Here is a 21,637-nt window from a genome sequence, read left to right on the forward strand (position 1 = left end):
GGGTAAAAGGAGAAGAGCCACCCCGTTTTTGATGGGATGGCTCTTTGTCGCATTTTGCCTATGTCTCCTGCTTGTTCCCGGCATCCCCATTGCGCACGTCCATATGGGTTTTGATCGGGATAAACAAGTCGATGATCCCGATCACCAAGGAAGCCAGAAGCGCTCCAAGAATCGTTACGCGGAAGCCAGAGACGATGAACTGAGTGAGATAAATCACGACGGCACTGACCAAGAAGCCGATAATACCACGATTGTACGGCGAAATTCGATCTCCGAAAATGGCTTCTACGGCCCAGCCAATCAGAGCGATGACAACGGCCGCGAGCAGAGCTGTCCAAAAACTGCTAACCGAAAAGCCGGGGACCAGAAAGCCGACAAACATCAGGACTACGGCAGCGACGATAAAGCGGACGATATGGCGCATGATCGTCAAGTGTACTCCTCCTTTAGAGTTGTTTCACCTTTCATTCTCTCACGCAAAGTGTAGATCTATGCCCAACGAAAACGTGTAAAATTATCCTTCGCCGATGATGCCTGTCTGATGCTATCCGTTGCCCAAGTTTTCTAAGCTCCGCTGCCATGCTATAATGGGGAGATATCGTAATGATTGCCGGTATAGACCGTCGCTCCCGCCCGCACGGTACAACGGTCGCCGCTGGATAAAGAAGGAGGAGCACAGTGGAACAACGGGTTTTAAAAACGTTAGAATACGATAAAATAGTCGCCCTGTTGATTGACAAGGCATCTTGCACATATGGTAAAGAAAAAGCAGCAGAGCTGATTCCATTTATACGCTTGGATGAAGTCATAACCGCTCAGCAAGGGACTGAACAAGCAGCGACCGTGTTACGCCTGAAAGGCAGCGTGCCTCTCGGTGGCATTCGCGATATTCGCGGTCCCGTACAGCGCGCCAGATTGAACGCCATGCTCGCCCCGATGGAATTGCTGGATATCGCCAGCACCGTAATGGCTGGACGCAGGCTCAAAACGTTTTTGCTCGATATGTGTGAGGATCACGAGCTGCCATTATTGCAACAGCAGGCAGAGCGTATTGAGGGCCTGCGCGAGTTGGAAACTGAAATTCGCCGCTGTGTTGATGAAAATGGCGATATTTTGGACAGCGCGAGCCTTGAATTGCGACAGGTACGTCAGGAGATTAGACAGGTCGAGTCGCGCATTCGTGAAAAGCTCGATCAAATGACACGCTCGTCTACTTACCAAAAAATGCTGATGGAAAACATCGTTACAATTCGTGGCGATCGTTTCGTCATTCCGGTGAAGCAGGAGTATCGTTCTGTATTTGGCGGAATTGTTCACGATCAGTCGGCATCTGGGGCGACGCTCTTTATCGAACCGGAAGTGATCGTCGAGATGAACAACAAGCTTCGCGAGCTTCGCTTGCGTGAGGAACGTGAAGTGGAGCGTATTCTGTATGTGTTGACGGAGCAGGTATCCTTTGCGGTAGAGGCTTTGATCGAGAATACAGAAGCGCTGACAGAGCTTGATTTTATGTTTGCCAAGGCTCAGCTTGCCTGGAGCATGAAGGCGATCTGTCCACGCATCAATGATCGCGGGTACGTTAACATGCGTAAAGCGCGTCATCCACTCATTCCACGAGAAGTTGTCGTTCCTGTAGATGTGGAGCTGGGTGGAGAGTATCAGGCGATTGTTGTGACAGGCCCGAATACAGGCGGAAAAACCGTTTCCCTCAAAACAATCGGACTGCTGTCCTTGATGACCATGGCAGGCTTGCATATTCCGGCAGAGGAAGAGAGCGAGATGACCGTATTCTCCTCCGTTTTTGCCGATATCGGGGATGAGCAATCCATCGAGCAGAGCCTGTCTACGTTCTCGAGCCATATGACCAATATTATTCAAATCTTGGCGAAAATGGACGACAAGAGCTTGGTTCTGTTTGACGAGCTAGGCGCAGGAACAGATCCGACAGAGGGTGCTGCTCTGGCCATGTCCATCATCGACCATGTGATTGATTCCGGCGCGAGATTGGTCGCAACGACTCACTACAGTGAATTGAAGGCGTATGCCTACGATAGACCCGAGGTCATCAATGCCAGCGTGGAATTTGATGTACAGACGCTGCGTCCTACTTATCGCTTGCTTATCGGGGTGCCAGGTAGGTCCAACGCATTTGCCATCGCAAGACGTCTGGGATTGCCGGAACACATCATTGATGTAGCACGTGGCTCGATCAGTGAGGAAGATAATCAGGTCGAGAGCATGATTGCTTCGTTGGAGCGCAATCGCAAGTCGGCGGAAGCGGACAGGTTGGCGGCAAAAGCGGCACGCGAGGAAGCGGAAGAGCTGCGTAGACGGCTGGAAGAAGAGCGCGCACAATTTGCCGAAGAGAAAAACAAGCGAATGGAGCGAGCAGAAGACGAAGCGCGAATTGCCGTCCAACTCGCAAAAGAAGAAGCGGAAACGATCATTCGCGAGCTGCGCGAAATGATGGCAGAAGGCATGGAAATCAAGGAGCATCGTCTCATCGATGCGAAGAAGCGCTTGGGCAATGCCGTTCTTGAGCTGGACAAGGAAAAGGTGAAGAAGCCGGCAAAAGCAGTTCGTGCCACACAAATTAAGGTGGGCGACGAGGTAATGGTGACGAGCTTCGGACAAAAAGGAACCGTGCTGGAAAAGGTAAACAATGAAGAATTCCTCGTGCAGATCGGGATTATGAAAATGAAAGTGAAGCGCGATGATATGCATGTACAAAACTCGATCCAGCAAAAACCGCAAGCGGCTCCGTACACTTCTGTGAAGCGACGCAGTGACAATATCAAGATGGATCTCGACTTGCGCGGCTACAACGTCGAGGACAGCATTCGGGAAATTGATCAGTTCTTAGATGACGCGCTGTTGGCAGGCTTGCACTCGGTTTCCATTATTCACGGACACGGGACAGGGGTACTGCGCAAAGGCGTGCATGAGTATTTGAGAAATCATCGTAATGTAAAATCCTTCCGCTTAGGTGGTCAAGGAGAAGGCGGCGTAGGTGCTACCATTGCCGAATTGAAATAAGAGGTCGGGAGGGACATATGGAAAACCTTCTACACAATCCATATTTTGCAACTGCAGCTTATTTTACAGTGTCTGGACTGGCGATGGTTTTATTCTTAGCCATTTTTGAACTAGTGACGCGTTATCGTGTTTGGGAAGAATTGAAGCGTGGGAACATGGCAGTAGCAATGGCAACAGGCGGGAAAATTTTTGGGATCGCGAACATTTTCCGTTATTCCATTCAGGCGCATTTGTCTTTGGGAGAAGCGTTAATTTGGGCGACATTCGGATTTTTCCTGTTGTTGTCTGCGTACTTCATTTTTGAATTCATGACCCCTACCTTTAATGTTGATCAGGAAATTGCCAAAGATAACAGGGCCATTGGCTTTATTGCGATGGTCCTGTCCATCGGTTTCTCGTATATCATAGGGGCATCCTTGCCTCGTTAGACGGGTTGAACGTTATTTCAAACGAGAGTATAATTTGATTTGGCGAAAGAGTACCAAACTATTCTGCCCAATCAAAGTCCTTTTTACGAAAAAGAGGACAGGCCAAGATTGTATGGGGGAGGAACAGCCTTGGAAACGTTGTACAAGGTCCTCATTGGATTGTGTGTGCTTTTTATCGCTGCAGGTGTTTACTACCTGTCCTAAAAATATGCGCAAGTTGGCCGCGTGACTTTTACAGTCATACGGACCTTACTTAGAGTGTGAAAGAGGAGATACGCAATGACTCAACCTGTACGCGTAGCTGTTGTGGGATTGGGGTTTGTAGGCTTGCCGTTGGCGCTTACCTATGCCATGAAAGGAGCAAACGTCATCGGTATTGACGTCGTACCGCATGTCGTCGATGAGATCAATGCGGCACATTCCCATCACCTGGAGTCCTATCAGGGAAAAACGTTGCCAGAGATCCTCAAAGAGCAGATTGAAGCAAAACGTTTCCGTGCAACGTCTTCCTATGAGGAAGCTGCTGCGGAAGTCCATAACTATATTGTAACAGTCGGATTGCCTGTTCATAACGGCGATCCTGATCTCGGACCGCTGAAAAGCTGTGCACAATCGCTCGGTCGCGTACTGAAAAAAGGCGATACCATCATGATCCGCAGCACCGTCGTACCAGGAACGACAGAAGATGTAATTCTGCCGATTTTGGAGGAAACAAGCGGTCTCGTTGCTGGTGTCGATTTCTACCTGACATACTGCTCGGAGCGAATTGCAGAGGGGCGTGCTTTTGAAGAGTTCATCCATATGCCGCTCGTTCTGGGTGGCATCAATGAACAAAGCGCTGAAAAAGGAAAAGAGTTGTTGTCCTTCATCAGCGAGACGGACATCACGATCACGGATATCCGCGTAGTTGAGACAGCAAAAGTCATCGAGAACATCCAGCGTGATGTGAACATTGCGATGGTACAGGAATTTGCTCGTTTCTCCGAGGCATTCGGCATCGATACGTTCGAGCTGATCAAGGTTGCCAATACGCACACGCGTGTAAACCTGTTATCGCCAGGACCGGGAGTAGGCGGCTTCTGCTTGCCGAATGCGTTGTACTACTTGCAGCCTAAGGCACGCGAATTGGAAGTAAACATGCCGATTCTGCAACTGGCTCGCAATACGAATGATGCAGTACCTGAAGTGTTGATCAGCATGCTCGAGCAAGCCTTGAAGAAAAATGGCAAGACATTGGCAGGAAGCCGCGTAGCTGTATTGGGGATGGCGATGAAAGACTTTTCCAATGACGACCGCGTAAGCCCTGTCCACGATCTGATCAAGCTGCTCATAACAAAAGGAGTAGACGTTCGCTCCTACGATCCGGCTGTTCCGACTGTGTATGATCATAAGGTTGACAGTCTGGACAAAGCATTGAATGGAGCAGATGCGTTGTTCCTGACGGCTGTGCAAAAGGAGTTTGCTGAGGCGGATTGGGCTGATGTCGCTGAAAAGATGGCTGACGCGCCGATCCTCTTCGATACGAAAAACCGCATCCCACGTGACCTTGTCAGCAAGGCGACTGTGGTGCGCATTTAATTCTTGAACAAGTTACACTGATTCATACGAGAAAACCTCTCTAAACGCACGTAGAAGCGTTTGGAGAGGTTTTTTTCATAAAGTAGTGAACCATATTGAACGAGAGAGCCAATACAAGGTGTATACAATTTCAGGGGGCCCTCCGATGAATGATCAAATGTTAGAACTGTGGCTGGACCGTTTGCTTGATGGAGACCAAGAAGCTTTTGAGGTGGTCTACAGCATGACACGGACAAAAATTTACGGTACCGTAGCAGCCATGGTTACGAATAAAGAAGATGTTCATGATATTGTAAGCGAAATCTACTATCAGTTATGGCGATCACTGCCTGCCTATGATCGCAAGCGTCCGTTTCTTTTCTGGGTGAATGGGATTGTCATTAGACAGGTGAAAAACTGGCGTAGACAGATTTGGAGAAGATTCCGTCTGTTAGAACGAAAACAGAGCTTGGAAGAAGAACAACATGCCGAAACGCCGGATGAGCCAATGCTTGCGATGGAGTCTGCCACAGAGATGCAGCAAGCAATTCAAAAGCTGCCGTTCAAGCTACGGAGCGTCGTCATTTATCGGTATTACTACGATTTTACGTACGATCAGATTGCCGAACTGCTGCAAATACCAGTGGGCACAGCAAAATCGAGAAATCATCTGGCATTAAAGCGAATCCGCGAGTGGATTGACGTCGAATGGAATGAGGAGGAACTCCAAACATGTCTATCGAAAAAATCATAAAACAGTCACTCACCCAGCAAATGGACGAAACCACGATCCCCGATGAACTCGACCAGCGCGTCAGGCAGTCCTTTCATCGCTATCACGAAAAAAAGGAGCCTGTAACGATGAGGAAAAAATTAGTTATGATGGGATTAGTTGCTGCTATTATACTGCCGACTGGAGTATATGCGGCTTTAAATGGAACCTCTTATTTTGCAGACAATCCAAAAGACTTGAACAGTTTGGTGGGTGAAGAGGTTAAGCGAGCAGCGGCAAAAGGGTTGTCCATTCCGATCGATCAAAAAATTACCGATCAGGGGATTACGATTCATTTTACGGAAGTGTATGCGGAAGATAGCAAAGTTCTGCTGCACTATCGCATTGAACAACAAAATGGAGAACTGGTGCCTTTCGAATTCGATACGACAGGTTTAGATGTGGTAGGCGAAGCAAACGGCAATCCCGTGTACCAGGAAAAAGGCTTGGAAGGTACAAGTGTCCTAAACTTTTTCGGGACCAAAGAGGATAATATGCCTTTCTACTTAACAGACGAGTCCGGTAAGGAAGTAGAGGTGGGAATAGCCGATCATAACAAGCCAGAGGGCGTACTTGCCTTCTCCACGCTTGAATCCAAGCTACCACAACCACTCACTTTAAATATCGATGTGAACCGGATCGGCAAAACAAAGGGCAACTGGAAGGGACAATTTATTGTGGACCAGAGCAAAGCCAAAGAAGCAACAGAGGCTGCGAAGTAGGAGAAAAAAATTCGGTCACGTATAATAAGCCTCGTAAATGGCAATAGTAACCGAGGTAAGACAATATTTCAAATGTCATGTAAGGGTTACATGCTAGGAGGCAAAAATGGAACGTGGAAGAGTAAAGTGGTTCAACAGTGAAAAAGGTTTCGGTTTTATCGAGCGTGATGGTGGAGATGACGTATTCGTTCACTTCTCCGCTATTCAGGGCGAAGGGTACAAATCCTTGGACGAAGGGCAAGAGGTTGAGTTTGACGTAGAAAACGGTCAACGCGGTCCTCAAGCGACGAACGTTCGGAAACTATAAAAGCTGAAACGACAAGCAGACTCAGATGATGGGTCTGCTTTTTTATTTGGTTAAGGGGAGTAGCGGCAGTGGGGGAAAGAAGTGAATTTCCAGTCTACGCTTCGGCCTACGCCCAGCCCAAAGGGGGATTGACTGTCCGCTTCGGAATGAATGACGGGAGCGCTTGAAAAATCTCCCGCCAAAATGGAGAACGGAAGAACTGATCTCAGCCCTTCCGTTCCTCCCTTTTCTTTTTAAAAAAATTCAGCACCCGACGCCAGGTTCAGCATGGCGCGCATCGTTTTGTACATATCTTGGGGGTTGGCTGCGTTGTAATAAACCATGTTTGTTGCTGGTTCATAGCGCGTTCCCGGGACAATTGCGGCCATCTCTGCTTGTCCTGCATGGGAGAATTCCATCGCCAGCTCTACAGGTACAGCTGTACGGAATGGCTGGATGTTGTTCCGGTTACGCAAGGCATTGGCCGTCTTGCGCTTCAGTTCAGCGGTCGCTTCTTCACGCGAGAGACAGATAGCAGCCGTGCGGGATACAGCTTCCTTCACGATCGCTGTTTGAATCCCTGGGATCAGTTCCTGTGCCTCGACGGCGATGAGATTATCACCAGACACCATGACAACAGGAACGTTGTGCATGCCCGCAATCGCTGCGTTAAAGCCGAACTCACCCACGACTTGTCCGTTAATATACATATTGTGAACCACACCGGACATCGTATGACTGAGCACGCCAGGAATCCCTTGACGGGTATGATAGCCGATAAACATCGCAGCATCAAAGCTCTCATCGAGTCCCTGCATCATGGATGAATCGCGTGGAGAACCTGCCAACAGTCTCGCTTTAGGATGGAGCTTTTCCCAGAGAATGTTGTTCATCGTGTTGTGACTGTCTGCTACAACAATCTCCGTTACGCCAGACTCAAGTGCAGCTTCAATAACTGCATTGGCATCGTCCGTCATAAACTGGCGACCACGCTGATAGTTAACCCCCGAATCCGGGTTAATATAGCTCGTATCTACAATGCCTGAAATACCTTCCATGTCTACCGAAAGAAATAGTTTCATCTTCATTTTCACCCTTTCTGTCTGGAGCAGCTTGCTATACAAAATAGTTCCAATTCATATGTAACCAGATTGATCATGAGTAGGCAACCATAAAAACAGATTCTTCAAACAAATCATATGAAAAAAGCACGATGCTCGCTGTTCGCGTTTCACCGTGCTTTTCGTCATTTCAGTAACGTACGATAAAGAGCAACAATTTGTTCGGTCATGAGTTGAATGGTAAAAGTGGACTCTACTTTTTTCAGCGCGTTTTGCACCATGGTCTCACGCAACTGTGGTGAAGTCCAAAGCTGTTCCATTGCTTGCGCTAACAAAGCCGGATTTCCCGGTTCGACGATCAGCCCCGTTTCGCTATCGAAAACAAACTCTTTCACACCGCCAACGTTGCTGGCTACGACAGGAACCTCCGAAGCCATTGCCTCGATAATCGTATAACCTAGCCCTTCGTACAAAGAAGAGTGGACAAAGCCATCTAACGCATGCAAGCACGCAGGAATATCTTGCCGAAATCCAGCAAAGCGCACACGCGATTCCAGCCCCAATTCTTTTACCTTGGCTTCGAGAGCAGCACGTTCAGAGCCGTCTCCGATCAACACGAGATAAGGGGTCTCTTTCTTGTCCGTCACAAGCGTATGAAAAGCATCGAGCAGAATCGGTAGGCCTTTCACGGGAACAAAGCGAGCTACTGTTCCGAACAAAAAGGCTTCCTCGGGTATGTTCCATTCCGCACGCAGTCGATTGCGGTCATTCTCCCGTAAATGGTTTTGCCGATAAGGCTTCATATCCATTCCGTTATAAATCACGCTAATGTCAGACGAGCGAATACCCTGCCCCCGCAAAATATCGGCAATCGCACCACTGATCGCGATATAATGACGGTTCCAATGTCTCGTGCTCATTTCCATTATGCTGACAATGGCATAGGCCAAGGAGCTTGTATAATCATAACGGAGTGAGCTGTGAACAGTGGTCAGTAAAGGCACCTTCATACCGAGAGCTGCCAATCGGGAAAAGAAATTGGCTTTAATCCCATGCGTATGGATAATCGCTGGCTGGAATGTAGAAAAGGCATTCCGCAGAGCCTGTAGCAATCGTAAGTCAAAACGTCCGAACTGATTCAGTGTAATGACTTGGACCCCTGCTTCCCGCAATTTACTCGCGAAAAGAGAATCATAGAAGCATACGACTGCGACATCTACTTCGTCGACTGGAAAAGTAGTGACCAAATTGAGAATATGTTGTTCAGCACCGCCAAATTCCCCCCCGCCAATCACGTGGAGGACTCGTAATTTGCTCATCTGAATTCACCCGAATCGTAATTAAAAAACCCCTACTGAGGTATGTACATGGAGGCACGACCGAATAGAGGCGGTGTACCGAAAAAATGAACGATCATTTATAAACAAAGCCATTTTCACTATAGCAGATGCCTGCTAGATTCGCAATAAGACAGCACTTATGGTATCGTTGATGATGGAAAATTGAAATGGAGAAGGACGGTTACGTAAATGAATACGCACAACGTATTGATCATATGCTACATATTTCCTCCTATTGGTGGAGGGGGCGTGCCTAGACCGTTGAAAATGGCCAAATATTTGGGGGAGTTTGGCTGGAATGTCCATGTGCTGACAGTAGATCCTGCTTATCATGCAACACTCGATCCATCCCTTTTGGCACAGTTGCCGAGTGATGTCGCCATTCACCGTGCAAAGGAGTGGCAGCTGCTGCCGAATCGAGGGGGACAAGCTGCATCAGCAAGTGCCAATACAACGTCCACACCATCACAACCGTCGTTTAAGGCGAAGGTAAAAAAACAGGTCGTCAATGTGCTGAAAAAAGTAAAGCCATACTTGTTGATTCCAGACGACCAAATCCTGTGGATGCCGAATGCGCTCAAGCTGGGACGGGAAATTATGCGCCGTGAAAAGATCGACGTGATTTTTTCTACATCGGGACCAGTAACGAACCATTTGATTGCGAAAAAGCTTTCCCATGAGTTTGGTTGCAAATGGGTAGCGGATTTCCGTGATCCATGGACGCAAAATATGCACACCTCTGGCATCGAATGGCGAGAGCGCATGGAAGAGCGAATGGAGGAGGCAGTGATGTCCCAAGCGGATGCGATCACGACCGTTACCGCAACCTTCGCCTATAATTTTCGCGAGAAGCACCAGGATCGCATCAAGCGGATGGAGCTGATCTACAATGGGTTTGATCAGGCAGATTTTCAAGGGTTGGCTCCCAGCCATGCTGCTTCGGACAAATTTCATGCGGTGTACGCAGGTATTTTGTATCAAAAGCGCAACCCGCGCTTACTCCTGCAAGCCATCCGGGAACTCATCGATGAAAAAGCGGTGGACCGAAATGATCTCTTGCTCAGCTTTGCCGGGGTGTTCGATTATCCGGGGTATTCCGAAAATCGCGACTGTGTAGAAGCATTGGGGCTGGGTGACATCGTTCGCGTGTTGGGGAACCTGCCGCATAAAGAAGCACTCGGATTGATGAAAGGTGCGAATGCCCTGTTGCTGATCGGGGATGTGTCCGCTGACGCCGGAGCGTATATTCCGGGCAAGCTCTACGAATACATGGGGATTGGCAACCCGATTCTTGCTCTGAACAAAAGAGGCGAAGCGACAGAGATTATTGAAGATTTCCGTCTCGGGCAAGTAGCCGATCCAGAGCAAAAAGACGAAATCAAGCAAGCGTACCTGAAGCTGTATCAGGAGTGGAAAGCCCAAGGACAAACGGGTAGCGAAGAACGCGGAGCGGATTTTGCAGAGCGTGTGAAACCGTACGAGCGCCGTGAACAGGCGAAGCAATTGGCGCAATTGATGGAGGAACTGGTAAAGAAATAAGACAGCATAGCCCCGGAGCCATTGTAGGCTGCGGGGTTTTCTTCGTGACAGACATACTTCTTCTGCTTCAAAACAAAAGGACCCGACGAGAATCGCCAGGTCCTGATTCGTACTCAATCAGTCTGCTGCCACGCAAAGGTAGCAGACTTTTTTAGTACAGCAAATATTTTTCTACTTCTTCCGGTTCTTTGATGTGAATGCCACCCGTATCGTTGTATTTAAACAGGTTGAACATCACTTGCTGGTCCATCGTTCCTGCTTCAGGCAGTGGGAGAATGATCCACGTCTCGTACTGGTGGATCAGACGGTCTTCCTTGCCGAACCAAAACGTTGTCTTGATCGTGGATTCCTTCAAGATGTAATCCAGATCAGGGCGTTCTCCCAATTGCTTTTTCAATGGTTCAAACAGTGGGCTTTGGCTATTTTTCAGCCATTCTGCTCCTGTCATTTTCAATTGGAACGGAACGCTAACGACGCCAATTACTTTTTCCTCAGGCAATTGGACGGCCTGGTCCATGAAAGGCAGCCAGTCCTCGAAGCCTTTCAATACGTCGAAAGCAAGCGGCTCATCCGGAGCGGTCACAAACTGCTCGTTAGCCTTGATGTAGCGCTTGTCATGAATCCGATAGTACGAATACGGCTGGGCAGCGATGCGGGCATCCACATTGTAGCCTTTCCCGTTGATGACAGCTCCATTGAACATACTCGTTGTGGAGCGCGAGAGGATCGTATTTTTTACATGGCCTTTGTACCAGTAGGTCTGTGCCTCTTTATCCGTCTTGCCTTTTTCCAGAGCCGTTTTCAGCCACTCCGCACCTGACTCGGTTTGGACGGTGGTCGTTTGATCCGGCTTCTGATCAAAATTGGTGGTGGCAAAAGCCTTCGTACCTGATTCATAGGTGCAGCCACCGAGCAGGGAGGCTGTGCAGATGGCAGCGAGCAGTGCCCATGCTTTCGTAGCTTTACGCATGGCGGAACCTCCTTACGACTCCGTATCCCAAGAGTCCCACAAAGAGTGCGATTGTGAGTCCGAATACCGGAATGTTGTGCTGCTTGAACACGAGAATGCGATGTGTATTGTACATGTTCGCAACGATTTCGTTTTTCTTGTCGCCGTCGATGTCGCCGATTTGGACATTGATCAACGGCAAGTAAATGCGCCAGTTTTGTTTCAGACCCTCTGGTGTGTAGTCATAGCCAGCCAAATAGCGAGTCTCTGTGGTGCTCACCCAGCTTTTCGCTTTGGCTATGATCTCAGGCTTTTCGTTGTTGCCGATGGTAGCGAAGTTAGAGAAGCGGAAGCTCTTGTCGCGATCTCCGCTTGCCCACAAAATCTCCCACGTGCCGTCTGGCTTCGGCTTCAAGATGTACGAAGGCTTTCCTGCAACGAGTAGTTCATCGACCTTGTCGTTGTCGATATCGGCAGGAATGAACTCGCCTGTGGCCAATTCAGCCTGTTTGCGTGTCAGTGTGTACGATTCTGTCAGTGTACCATCTGGCTCGACAGACAGAACACTCAGGTGCTCACCCATGACAACGAGTCCCTCGCGGCCATCTGGCAGCATCATGGTGGTCATCAGCTTGGTTGCTTTTGTCGTACCACCAAAAGGCTTGCCATCGTAGTTTCCTGTCAGCATACCATCCTTGATATGCAGATCCGTGTATTTCGAGCCGAGTGTTTGACGCAGGTCCATACTGCCTTCGTTTTCCGCCAGCAGGTTTGCGATGTTTTCCATATCAAGCATAAACGCACGATATGGTGCCGTTCCGATTTGCAGCATGCCTTCCGCATATGGTTGGCGTTGTACATTCGGTACCAATTGACCGTCTTTCATCGTGTAATACGGGAAGCCCGGGTAATCGGTCGGCAATTTTTCCTTGATGATCTCCATGGTATCAGCAGGAATCTGATCATTCGGCATCCGCACCATTTGGCCGTCTTTCCAGGTCAGGACGTAAACAGAAACAGGTTCCGCCTGCAAATGGCGCAGCTTCTCCGCCATTGCTTTTTTCTCTTCCTCCGTCTCAGGCTTTTCAATTTCTTCAGGCAGTGGGAGCTCCTCGGCATTGCCGTACGTGATAATCTCCATCTTGCCATCGCCATTGACGTCGTGCAGTGTGATCGGGAAGTAATCCACCCAATCACCGTTGTACAAACGGTCAGATTCGTATTTCACAGTAAAGTGACTGAGTGCAGTCAATGTATCCCGGTTGAACGTGACATTCGCCAAGAGAGCGATCAGAACCAACGAACCGACTGCACGCCAGTTGAGGCGCCCGTACCATTTCACGAGAAGGGCAATCACGATGACTGCGATTGCACCACCGATCAACAGAGCGGCGGTCGCTTTCACATCGACACGTGTCAGTGCGCGATCCAGGAGCAAGAAGCCGATGGAAAACACCAACACCTGACGACGTTCAGAAGGATGCACCACAAAGTAGCAAAACGCCAGCAGTGGTAAGAATATGAGCAAGGCGATCCAGGTTAAATCAAGGAACGCAGGCTTGACGAGCAAATGGTAAATGAGAAACAGGGCAATAGCGTACAGAGCCCAGCTTATCGTTTGGAGAATAGGATTGCGGCGCATGCGTTCACCACCTTTTATTTTGTGTCTGGTCGACGAATAATGCGCACAGGAAGCCGCCAAACAGCCAGAAATAGAGGGCCATGAACGGCACCTCGAAAATGTTTTCCACGAGGTTATGCGTTGCTACGGCGATTAATCCGCCCAGCAGTCCGAGAATCGCGAAAAAGTGCGGCGAGCCTTGGAGGTTGCGGATAAGTCCCGCGCCATACTTGAACATAGTGATCACAGTTCCGATTAACAGGATGATCCCGATCAGACCGTATTCCGCCAAACTTTTGAAGAAATAACTATCTGAATAAATGGTACCGAAATGGCGAGCGGCAACTGCTCCGCCGTGATGACCGAGACCGACGCCAAACAAAGGCTCGATGCGCATCTTGTCATAGGCTTCGCCCCAACGACCAATGCGTCCGCCTTGGCTGCTAGATTCGAAGTATTCAGGTGTAAAGAGTGTGAAAATGCGATCTTTAACTTTTCCGACAAGTGGAACAGAATCAGGAACGAAGAACAGGGCTACAACCCCGATAATCCCTGCGATCACCAAGTATCCTGCAACTCGTTTGTTCCATATGTAGAAGCAAACAAATGCAGCAAAGGCAAGGGCAAACCAAGAACCACGGGAACTTGTTAACAGCATGGCGAGCAAAGTCGTCAGCGCAACGATGGCCCAAATCCATTTTTGCTTGCGATCTTTCGCTGTCATGAATAGACCAGCGGCAATCGGAGTAACCAACGCCATATAGCTGCCCAATACGTTCGGGCTCGTTACGAAGGAGAATGCACGCGTTGTAACTGCTTCCCCTTCCTGTACCCATGATTCAGGTGTTTTGACGCCTACGATGACTTGCAAGACACCATACAGTGCCGCTATGAAACCAACCAGCACAAGTCCCTTCATGAACTTGTCCAGGTCTTCCATCGACTTCAATAAATAGAAGCCCATGAAAAAGGCGAGGATGTACTGGTAGACGGAACGGAATCCTTCTACGCTCGCTTCCCAGTTCGCCATGTCTGTCACCATGATGGCAACTCCGAGGATGAAAAAGGCTCCAAGCCAATGTTTGATTCCAGGCATCGTCCGATTTGACTGTAAAAACGCAACGAATGTAAACAGCATCAAGACGATGAGCAGTCCTTCATCCCATAAAGAAGATATGACTGGAATCGGTAGAATCTGTCGCAAGACGTAATCGATTACTGGATAGGCCAACAGCAAATACAACCAGGTAGTTGATTGGCTTCCCCACTTCAACACGGTTTCTCTCATTTTTATTGTAGTCCTCCTACAGGTAAGGATTAACCTACCTATTATAATGAATCTGACAACCAGGTAGCAAGCCGGGGGGAAAGAGGTTGGTAGGAACGGTAGAAATAAGATATGATAACTAGGTAGTTTGAGGGGTTAGAACCAAGCCTGGAACGTAGGGTTTCAAATAGGGATAGGAGAAAAGTGGACATGAGTTTGTTAAAAATTGCTTCCATGATTGTCGTGCTGACTCTCGTCGGAAGGCTTCTGGGCTTTTTTCGCAGTGTGTATGTATCCAGCTTGTACGGTACTGGGATGGAGGCAGATGCGTTTAATATCGCGGCGACGATCCCGCTGACGCTCTTCTTGGTCATACCGGGAGCGGTCAATGCTGTGCTGATTCCGACGATGCGCGGCATGATGGAAAAAGGAGAGAGGACGACTGACTTATATCAGAAGATGCTCACGATCATTTTGGGTATATTCGTTGCTCTGTCTGTCTTAGGAATTGTCTTTTCTTACCAGCTTGCTGCGATGTTTGGACTGACAGGTGAGAAGCTGGAACTCACGGCTAACATGCTGCAATGGATGTGGCCATCAGCTATTTTCATCGGGTTAACAGGGCTGTGGTCGAGTATCTGCAATGCTCACCAGCATTTCTTTACACCGACGCTTGGTACGGTAGTCAATGGAGCTTTGGTAATTGTCAGCATGTATGTGCTCGTGCCGATGTATGGTCCCATTGGACTGGCGATGGCTACGACAATCGGTTACTTGGGTGCACTGTTGCCGATTCTCCCGACTTTGCGCGGATTCGGCTATCAGCAACGCTTCTCTTTCGCTTGGCGAGAGGATGCTGCTCTAAAAGGGATGGGCGAGCGTGTCATTCCGATTTTGATTGGCGCGGTTGTAGCCCAGGCCACTACCTTTTTGGAGCGAGGCTTTGCAGAAGGACTCGGAACGGGTGTCGTTTCCGCTCTCGCCAATGCGAACCAGATCATGCAATTGCCTCTGGCGATCTTTGTTGGGGCGTTTACGTTGCCGTTGTTCCCACTGTTGGCTAGTCACGTCAAGCGGGGGGAAATGACGGAGATGAAGCAAATCCTGCAAAAGGGACTTGCCTATCTCCTCATTTTGCTGTTGCCCGTGACGGTTGGACTGGCCCTATACGCTGAGCCTATCATCCGACTAGCTTTTGAGCGCGGTGCGTTCGATGAGCGTTCTGTCGCTTTGACAGCGTGGGCACTGCCGTTTTACGGCGTGGGACTTTTCTTTTTAGCCTCGAGAGACTTGCTGACTCGCGCCTTTTATGCACTGGAAAACACGAAGACACCCGTTATTATCGGGGCGATCGGGATCGGTGTATATGCCCTTGCCAACTGGTTGCTTATTCCACTGCTTGGTCATGGCGGAATTGCCCTGGCTAATGCAGTTTCAGCTATCAGTCAAGCACTCCTGCTGTTTGTTTTGCTATGGAGGGCGGTAGGAAGCCCTGTACGAGCGAATTTCCTCATGACTGCCGGGAAAACCATTTTGGGCTGCGCAGTTATGACCGGTGCAATTTTACTCGTCGATCCATGGTTATCCACATGGCCTGTCTGGTTGTACTTGCCGCTAGGAATTATCGGTGCAGCTCTTTTGTATCTCGTGGTGCTCATTTTGGTTCGCGAGCCACTTGTATCAGAGCTGCTGCAAAAAGTACGCAAGCGGTCTACTCCGGCGGGAGGGCGCTCGTAAGTGGGAATTCCCGGATTGCATAACGAGTCTTTCCTGAGCTTGCGGGGGGAATGGTCTCCACGTAAGAAACCTGGATGCTCACTTGACCTAACGCCGAGCGAATGCCTGCTAAAAGCTTGGCTTCATCAGCAGGTAAAAAACGTTCGGGCTCCTTCACCAGTCGCAGGCTCAGTCGCTCCGGCTCATGCTGGACGATCTGGAAAGTGCGGAAGCTGTCCATATTGCGCACGATGTGATTAAAATAATGTCCGTGCACATACCGTCCGTTTAATGATAGGAACATGTCGTCTTCTCTGCCGTCGATCGAAGCAAGAAGTGGAAAAGGGAGATGGCATGGGCAAGCTGAATCAGAAAGCGCGACGACATCTCCTAATTGGTAGCGCAGGCGAGGCATGACGGTATTGTGCAGGTCTGTGACGAGCAGTGCTCCCGGGTGCCCTTTATGGATGGGAATATGTGTAATTGGATCGACTACCTCCAAATAACAGTTCCCGGAAAAGGCATGCATGCTCCCGGCCTTGCATTGATAGGCGATAATTCCACCGTCACGGGCGCCGTATTCATTCACAACAGGCGCATCAAAAGCTTGGGCAATCGTTTGCCGCTGGTGTTCGTGCAGGCTTTCTGCTGTAGAGACAACGGCTTTGAGCGGGATTCCAAGTGTCATGCCGCGTCGCAGCATCATCGTGGCGAGCGTATGAAGCGCAGAGGCGTACCCGTATAAATAAACTGGTTGGAAGTCCCGAATGAGGCGAAGGTTTGCTTCCAAATGTCTTTCGTCCAGTTCATAGGCAGAAATCATCAAACGGTTCTTCAACCAGCGCTCCTTCCAGCGGTAGCGGCGAGCTTGCTGGGCGTTTAATTCGAGTGGAGAACCCCAGATCATGACACATGGGTCACCTATGCGAATGCCGTACCAGGATAGCCCCAACCAGCGCGCAGCTTCATATCGCTCGACAGTTGGGCGATCGAGATAAAAATGGGTAGGTTCACCTGTGGAGCCTCCTGTACGATTTCCAATGAGCCCGCTTGTTTGTAGGCCTTGGCTCATATATTGATCAGCGTTTTGCCGAAAGTGTGCTTTGGTCAGAACAGGAATACGCTGCAAAAAACGTTCAGGCATCTCGCGCATTTTGCTCCAGTCTGGGGCGAAGGCAGTGTAGGCTGGTACGTTTTGAGTCGCATGATCGAGTAGCTTCACTAGCTTTTCTCGCTGCTGCACGTTAAGTGCTTCGGCAGATAGATGCTCGGCTGCTTGCAATTCTTTCATGTAAGGACGGATGCGATTTCCTTTCAAAGCCTCCATTAACGGCCACTGTACATGGCGGATCAAAAATCCGGTTGTGGGCATAATTTCCCCTCCTACTCACAGATCACACAGGCAGACGATTAAAAAAAATCAATGCAATCTGTTTTTCACCAGTATTCCTGCGAAATTCCATCGATATACCTGTTTGCTGGAAGAGGGAAATGATAGTAGGATAGAGAGTGGGTTCATGTCGATTGGTACTGCCCCACGGGTATCCAGTCAAAGAGACGAATAAAGGAGTTACCCATGTTGAAAAAAAGTCATTTTCTCGCGGGAGCATTGATCTTAGCCATAGCGGGGATTTTGTCAAAAGTTATCGGGATGTTTTATCGGATTCCGCTTCAGGAGATAGTGGGCGACAGAGGTCTCGGACTCTATCAGGAAGTATATCCTCTCTACCTGACCTTCCTCATATTGGCGACAGCAGGTGTGCCAGTAGCGTTGTCGAGGGTGATTGCAGAGGCATTGGCTGAAGGAAAACAAGGCTCTATTGGACAAATTTTGGCCCGAAGCATGGTCATGATGGGCGGGATAGGACTTGTCTTGTTTGCGCTCCTGTACGCCAGCTCTCCACTCATCGCAAAGCTCATGGGGAATCCGCATTTGATTGAACCGATTCGAGCGATTTCCATGTCGCTGCTGTTCGTTCCCTTGATTGCGGTTATTCGCGGCTTTTTCTACGGCCATCAAAAAATGTTGTTTGTCGGGCTCTCGCAAATCGTAGAGCAGACGTTGCGTGTCGTATTTATTTTAGTAGCCTCCCTGTATCTCGTGTCACTCGGTGAAGATACAGACACCGTGATTACCGGAGTCAACTTCGGTACGATGATCAGTACATTTTTAAGTCTCGGGTTTCTAGCATTGCTCATGTGGCTCCACAACCGGAAAAATTCCGTATTTAGCGGGGCTGAGTGGGGGCGCCTTACTTGGTGGTATGATCGTGCCTTTTTCGTCTCGATGTGGCGAATTGCCTGGCCGATTTGTATCAGCGCCTTAGTTATCCCGATTTTCAGTCTGACGGATTCCTTCCTGGCGATTAACATCTTCCGCTACATTTGGAATGTAGACGGTTTGACGGCGGATACCTGGTTTGGCATTTACAGCAGGGGAGGACCACTTCTGCAAATGGCGAGCTTGTTCGGATCGTCGATTGCCCTCTCGATCGTGCCTGCTATTGCCGAAGCGATCAGACAAAAGGATCAGGAACGGATTACGACCTTGACCAAGCTCTCGTTGCGATTTGCTTGGCTAATCGGTCTACCTGCCGGTCTTGGACTGACGGCTGTAGCTGAAGGGGCGAATCTGGCGTTGTATGGTGATATGGAAGGCACGCGCGCAATGGCGATTTTAGGCATCACAGCGATTCCGCTTTCCTTGTTGCTTGCTACAAACGGCATTTTGCAAGGGATCGGCAAAGAAAAAATCCCTGCGCGTCATCTGCTGTATGGTGTCATTGTAAAAGTACTGGCGACACTCGTGTTTACCTCCATGTTTGGTATGGATGGCTTGTCCCTGTCATGGCTGGTTGCAACTGCATTTGTCTGCGTCCTGAACATGCGCGTCATCAACCGTTACGTATCGATTCCGATAAACTGGCGCTTCGATACCATTTATCCGTTACTGGTAGCTAACCTTATGCTGATTCTGGCTTGGGGAGCGACAGAGGCAGTTGATTTCCTGTTCAGGGGAAGAGAACCCGTGCGCATTTTGGGCGCGATAGAAACCGTGGCTGGAGTCGGTGTAGGACTCGTTGTTTACTTGGGACTGATGATCCTCATTCCACTCATTGAGGATAAGGAGCTGGACTGGCTGCCAGGCGGAAACAAGCTGCGCGCCTTTATCCAACTCGTTCGGAAGAAGCAGGGTTCCTCGTTAAAGTCCAATACAAATAACGATTGATCGAGTCGAAAAACCCCTTTCTCCACAAACGGAGGAAGGGGTTTTATGTGATCTTGCTTATTTTGTTTTCTGATAAACACAGACGACCATCTTGACGAAAAATTCACGGGTAGCAGGTAATTTCGCCAAGGACTGCAACTGATTGCGCAACGGAATCTCTCGCTGGTAAACAGCAGGCTGTACCACGCCTTGTTGAATTTTTCGAAACCGTTTGATCGTCATGCGATTGATGTACGAGATCGTATCTCTGCCATCAGGAAGCTTGTCGAAGCGAAACGCAATCCGGTCAGAACCGTCTGGCAAGTCGCGGACTAGCTTTTTATAGGCGTCAATCAAGGCTTGCTCCGAGAAGAGAGCATGCACCCAAGGAATCCCGATTGCATCTGACAAATGGGCACCGTATGGATGATAATACGGCGGGAAATTGATGTAGAGATGTCCGCCAGGCTTCAAGACCCGAAAGCATTCCTCTAGCGTTTTTTCCGGTTCGCCTACATGCTCCATCGCGTCATTCATGATGATCGTATCGAATGTGTTGTCGGGGAAGTCCATTCTCGCGGCATCACCAGTCATGAAGGAGACAAGATGATCCAGTCCTTTTTTCTTCGCGAATTCATTTCCTTCCTCCGCGTAGTGGGGGACGATGTCGATGCCGATCATTTTTTTAGGGCCGTAGGTAGCGTAATAACAGGTTTTTCCTCCGCCGCCACAGCCGATGTCCAAAACCGTTTTGTCACGGAACATTTGCTCCTGTGAATGGAAGGGGAGGAAAAACTGAATGGTTTGATCCCCTTTTTGAAATTGCCATTCCGTATAGCTCATTTCCCCGTTGTTTGCCAGGTTGAAAGGGTGAACGGGGAGAGGAAATAATCGATTTAAACCAAGTAACACTTGTGAAGAAAAGGACATGATGTCCTCCTTTCCAGGTCAGCCTTATTTACGCAGCGCCTGCAGAACAAGTTCACTGCTTTTGGAAGCTTCGATCGCTAACAGATGGGAATGCTTCGTTACCACATCAATTTCGTGATCGAGGTTGTCCAGTTTTTCAGCGAGCAAGGTCAAAAGTGTAGTTTCATCGAGTTGAGTAATATGACCAGCATTGGGCATTCCAGCCCGTTCAACGAATCGATCGATTTTCGGATCGTAGGAGATGCCGATAAAAGGGATTCGCAGCATGCACGCAAGAATGAGCGAGTGAAGCCGCATACCGACGACGTAGTTACATTGTTTCAGTACCGACATAATGTCATGAAAAGTCACAGGTGCATCGAGAAGACGTGCTCCTGGTTGGCTCATCTGGTCCATGATTTCCTGAGACGGTGCCAAGTCACTAGGGACATGCATCGGCAGGAAGAGAACATTCCATCCACGCATGATAAACCAATCTGCTGCCCGGGCTATCTTCTGTTTGAATTGCTGTTCCTGTTTCCAGTCCCGGACAGAGATGGCGACCAAGGGCTTTGAAGGATCATCAAACATACCATGGAGCAGCTCTTTTCCCCGTTGATCTGCAATATCGTCTGGGGATATCGTCAGAGCAGGGTCAGCTGTTATATAGATAGGGGCTTTTTTTACGCCGCAGGCTTTGAAGTCCTCCCCTGATTCGTAGTCGCGAACGGTGATGATGTTGACGTGATTCACCACGCGTTTAATCATCGTGCGACTTAGCGATTTGAGGATAGGGCCAAAGCCTTGAGCGTAAAAGACCACGGGTTTACCTAAAAGCTTGGCAATGGTGACGATGCCCAAATAGTAGAGGACACTACGCGGACTGGTTACATCCTGCATCAGTGTACCGCCGCCCATCACCAGCATGTCACTTCGCGAAAGCTCGCGGACGATGGTTCCAAAGCTCCAGCGGTTATAGGCTTCAATCCCGAACAATTCCGCAGTCCGATCAGGCTGATTGGACAAGACGGCGAGAGAGATATTTGGTTGTTCCCGCTTAAGAGAGCTGATGATGCCGTACAGGACCACATCGTCTCCGGCATTATTAAAGCCGTAGTACCCGGAGATGAGAATTCGCGACATGGAGTGAACCTTCTTTCTATATCAAACGTACAGGAAAAATACATTCTCAAGTATAATCGAGTAAACAAGGGGAAGTAAAGCAA

General features: G+C 49.1%; 18 protein-coding genes. 9 read left to right on the plus strand and 9 right to left on the minus strand.

Annotation, left to right across the window (positions count from 1 at the left end):
• Positions 1 to 58 precede the first annotated feature (58 nt).
• Positions 59 to 433, minus strand: a complete 375-nt coding sequence (locus AB432_RS08745; RefSeq protein WP_048031948.1) for a phage holin family protein — start codon at positions 431 to 433, stop codon at positions 59 to 61.
• 245 nt (positions 434 to 678) lie between these two features.
• On the opposite strand from AB432_RS08745, the gene AB432_RS08750 reads away from it, so the two are divergent.
• The 6 genes from AB432_RS08750 to AB432_RS08775 all read left to right on the plus strand — a co-directional run bounded on the left by AB432_RS08750 (position 679) and on the right by AB432_RS08775 (position 6,822).
• Positions 679 to 3,036: an endonuclease MutS2 gene (locus AB432_RS08750; protein WP_048031949.1), complete on the plus strand. Its 2,358-nt coding sequence runs from the start codon at positions 679 to 681 to the stop codon at positions 3,034 to 3,036.
• A gap of 17 nt (positions 3,037 to 3,053) precedes the next feature.
• On the plus strand, positions 3,054 to 3,464 hold the full coding sequence (locus AB432_RS08755; RefSeq protein WP_048031950.1) for a DUF350 domain-containing protein: 411 nt from the start codon (positions 3,054 to 3,056) through the stop codon (positions 3,462 to 3,464).
• 279 nt (positions 3,465 to 3,743) lie between these two features.
• Complete coding sequence (locus tag AB432_RS08760) at positions 3,744 to 5,042, plus strand: nucleotide sugar dehydrogenase (RefSeq protein WP_048031951.1); 1,299 nt, start codon at positions 3,744 to 3,746, stop codon at positions 5,040 to 5,042.
• 145 nt (positions 5,043 to 5,187) lie between these two features.
• Positions 5,188 to 5,775, plus strand: coding sequence for a sigma-70 family RNA polymerase sigma factor (locus tag AB432_RS08765; RefSeq protein ID WP_048031952.1), 588 nt, complete (start codon positions 5,188 to 5,190; stop codon positions 5,773 to 5,775).
• Positions 5,754 to 6,515, plus strand: coding sequence for a DUF4179 domain-containing protein (locus AB432_RS08770; protein ID WP_048031953.1), 762 nt, complete (start codon positions 5,754 to 5,756; stop codon positions 6,513 to 6,515). The genes AB432_RS08765 and AB432_RS08770 overlap by 22 nt, the downstream gene beginning before the upstream one ends.
• Positions 6,516 to 6,621: 106 nt before the next feature.
• The gene (locus tag AB432_RS08775) at positions 6,622 to 6,822 is read left to right on the plus strand and encodes a cold-shock protein (protein ID WP_012685372.1); all 201 of its coding nucleotides are present in this window, start codon (positions 6,622 to 6,624) and stop codon (positions 6,820 to 6,822) included.
• Between the two features lie 233 nt (positions 6,823 to 7,055).
• Here the strand turns inward: AB432_RS08775 and AB432_RS08780 are convergent, their stop codons facing one another.
• Both AB432_RS08780 and AB432_RS08785 read right to left on the minus strand, forming a co-directional pair.
• Positions 7,056 to 7,883 carry a M55 family metallopeptidase gene (locus AB432_RS08780; RefSeq protein ID WP_048035739.1) on the minus strand — a complete coding sequence of 276 codons (828 nt, stop codon included), beginning with the start codon at positions 7,881 to 7,883 and terminating at the stop codon, positions 7,056 to 7,058.
• Positions 7,884 to 8,047: 164 nt separating this feature from the next.
• Positions 8,048 to 9,181 carry a glycosyltransferase gene (locus AB432_RS08785; protein ID WP_048031954.1) on the minus strand — a complete coding sequence of 378 codons (1,134 nt, stop codon included), beginning with the start codon at positions 9,179 to 9,181 and terminating at the stop codon, positions 8,048 to 8,050.
• Between the two features lie 210 nt (positions 9,182 to 9,391).
• Between AB432_RS08785 and AB432_RS08790 the strand changes: the two genes are divergently transcribed.
• Entirely contained in the window at positions 9,392 to 10,741 is a 1,350-nt protein-coding gene (locus tag AB432_RS08790) for a glycosyltransferase family 4 protein (RefSeq protein ID WP_048031955.1), read from the plus strand.
• A gap of 151 nt (positions 10,742 to 10,892) precedes the next feature.
• Here AB432_RS08790 and AB432_RS08795 read toward each other — a convergent pair whose 3' ends face one another.
• The 3 genes from AB432_RS08795 to AB432_RS08805 are packed head-to-tail and all read right to left on the minus strand — an operon-like array spanning position 10,893 to position 14,599.
• Entirely contained in the window at positions 10,893 to 11,711 is an 819-nt protein-coding gene (locus AB432_RS08795) for a hypothetical protein (protein WP_048031956.1), read from the minus strand.
• Positions 11,704 to 13,332, minus strand: a complete 1,629-nt coding sequence (locus AB432_RS08800; protein WP_048031957.1) for a membrane protein — start codon at positions 13,330 to 13,332, stop codon at positions 11,704 to 11,706. Before AB432_RS08800 ends, AB432_RS08795 begins: the two co-directional genes overlap by 8 nt.
• 4 nt (positions 13,333 to 13,336) lie before the next feature.
• A complete protein-coding gene (locus AB432_RS08805; RefSeq protein WP_048031958.1) occupies positions 13,337 to 14,599 on the minus strand; it encodes an O-antigen ligase family protein in 1,263 nt (420 codons plus the stop codon).
• 189 nt (positions 14,600 to 14,788) lie between these two features.
• Between AB432_RS08805 and murJ the strand changes: the two genes are divergently transcribed.
• Positions 14,789 to 16,315 (plus strand): murein biosynthesis integral membrane protein MurJ, encoded by a 1,527-nt coding sequence (murJ, locus tag AB432_RS08810; protein ID WP_048031959.1) that lies wholly within the window; start codon positions 14,789 to 14,791, stop codon positions 16,313 to 16,315.
• On the opposite strand, the gene AB432_RS08815 is transcribed toward murJ, so the two are convergent.
• Positions 16,290 to 17,666: a phenylacetate--CoA ligase family protein gene (locus AB432_RS08815; RefSeq protein WP_048031960.1), complete on the minus strand. Its 1,377-nt coding sequence runs from the start codon at positions 17,664 to 17,666 to the stop codon at positions 16,290 to 16,292. The two genes, murJ and AB432_RS08815, sit on opposite strands and share 26 nt — an antisense overlap.
• A gap of 204 nt (positions 17,667 to 17,870) precedes the next feature.
• Here AB432_RS08815 and AB432_RS08820 point away from each other — a divergent pair, with 204 nt between their 5' ends.
• On the plus strand, positions 17,871 to 19,523 hold the full coding sequence (locus AB432_RS08820) for a putative polysaccharide biosynthesis protein (RefSeq protein ID WP_048031961.1): 1,653 nt from the start codon (positions 17,871 to 17,873) through the stop codon (positions 19,521 to 19,523).
• Between the two features lie 57 nt (positions 19,524 to 19,580).
• On the opposite strand, the gene AB432_RS08825 is transcribed toward AB432_RS08820, so the two are convergent.
• Positions 19,581 to 20,432 carry a class I SAM-dependent methyltransferase gene (locus AB432_RS08825; RefSeq protein ID WP_048031962.1) on the minus strand — a complete coding sequence of 284 codons (852 nt, stop codon included), beginning with the start codon at positions 20,430 to 20,432 and terminating at the stop codon, positions 19,581 to 19,583.
• 24 nt (positions 20,433 to 20,456) lie between these two features.
• A complete protein-coding gene (gene csaB / locus AB432_RS08830; protein ID WP_048031963.1) occupies positions 20,457 to 21,554 on the minus strand; it encodes a polysaccharide pyruvyl transferase CsaB in 1,098 nt (365 codons plus the stop codon).
• Positions 21,555 to 21,637 lie beyond the last annotated feature (83 nt).

The sequence above is a fragment of the Brevibacillus brevis genome (assembly GCF_001039275.2).
GTDB lineage: Bacteria > Bacillota > Bacilli > Brevibacillales > Brevibacillaceae > Brevibacillus > Brevibacillus brevis_C.

Excerpts from the sequence above, each read along its gene's own strand:
- AB432_RS08795 (WP_048031956.1), bottom strand. The coding sequence starts at position 11,711 with ATGCGTAAAGCTACGAAAGCATGGGCACTGCTCGCTGCCATCTGCACA.
- AB432_RS08790 (WP_048031955.1), top strand. The coding sequence starts at position 9,392 with ATGAATACGCACAACGTATTGATCATATGCTACATATTTCCTCCTATT.
- AB432_RS08760 (WP_048031951.1), top strand. The coding sequence starts at position 3,744 with ATGACTCAACCTGTACGCGTAGCTGTTGTGGGATTGGGGTTTGTAGGC.
- AB432_RS08775 (WP_012685372.1), top strand. The coding sequence starts at position 6,622 with ATGGAACGTGGAAGAGTAAAGTGGTTCAACAGTGAAAAAGGTTTCGGT.
- AB432_RS08765 (WP_048031952.1), top strand. The coding sequence starts at position 5,188 with ATGAATGATCAAATGTTAGAACTGTGGCTGGACCGTTTGCTTGATGGA.
- AB432_RS08815 (WP_048031960.1), bottom strand. The coding sequence starts at position 17,666 with ATGCCCACAACCGGATTTTTGATCCGCCATGTACAGTGGCCGTTAATG.
- AB432_RS08825 (WP_048031962.1), bottom strand. The coding sequence starts at position 20,432 with ATGTCCTTTTCTTCACAAGTGTTACTTGGTTTAAATCGATTATTTCCT.
- murJ (WP_048031959.1), top strand. The coding sequence starts at position 14,789 with ATGAGTTTGTTAAAAATTGCTTCCATGATTGTCGTGCTGACTCTCGTC.
- AB432_RS08770 (WP_048031953.1), top strand. The coding sequence starts at position 5,754 with ATGTCTATCGAAAAAATCATAAAACAGTCACTCACCCAGCAAATGGAC.
- csaB (WP_048031963.1), bottom strand. The coding sequence starts at position 21,554 with ATGTCGCGAATTCTCATCTCCGGGTACTACGGCTTTAATAATGCCGGA.
- AB432_RS08780 (WP_048035739.1), bottom strand. The coding sequence starts at position 7,883 with ATGAAACTATTTCTTTCGGTAGACATGGAAGGTATTTCAGGCATTGTA.
- AB432_RS08755 (WP_048031950.1), top strand. The coding sequence starts at position 3,054 with ATGGAAAACCTTCTACACAATCCATATTTTGCAACTGCAGCTTATTTT.
- AB432_RS08800 (WP_048031957.1), bottom strand. The coding sequence starts at position 13,332 with ATGCGCCGCAATCCTATTCTCCAAACGATAAGCTGGGCTCTGTACGCT.
- AB432_RS08805 (WP_048031958.1), bottom strand. The coding sequence starts at position 14,599 with ATGAGAGAAACCGTGTTGAAGTGGGGAAGCCAATCAACTACCTGGTTG.
- AB432_RS08820 (WP_048031961.1), top strand. The coding sequence starts at position 17,871 with ATGTTGAAAAAAAGTCATTTTCTCGCGGGAGCATTGATCTTAGCCATA.
- AB432_RS08785 (WP_048031954.1), bottom strand. The coding sequence starts at position 9,181 with ATGAGCAAATTACGAGTCCTCCACGTGATTGGCGGGGGGGAATTTGGC.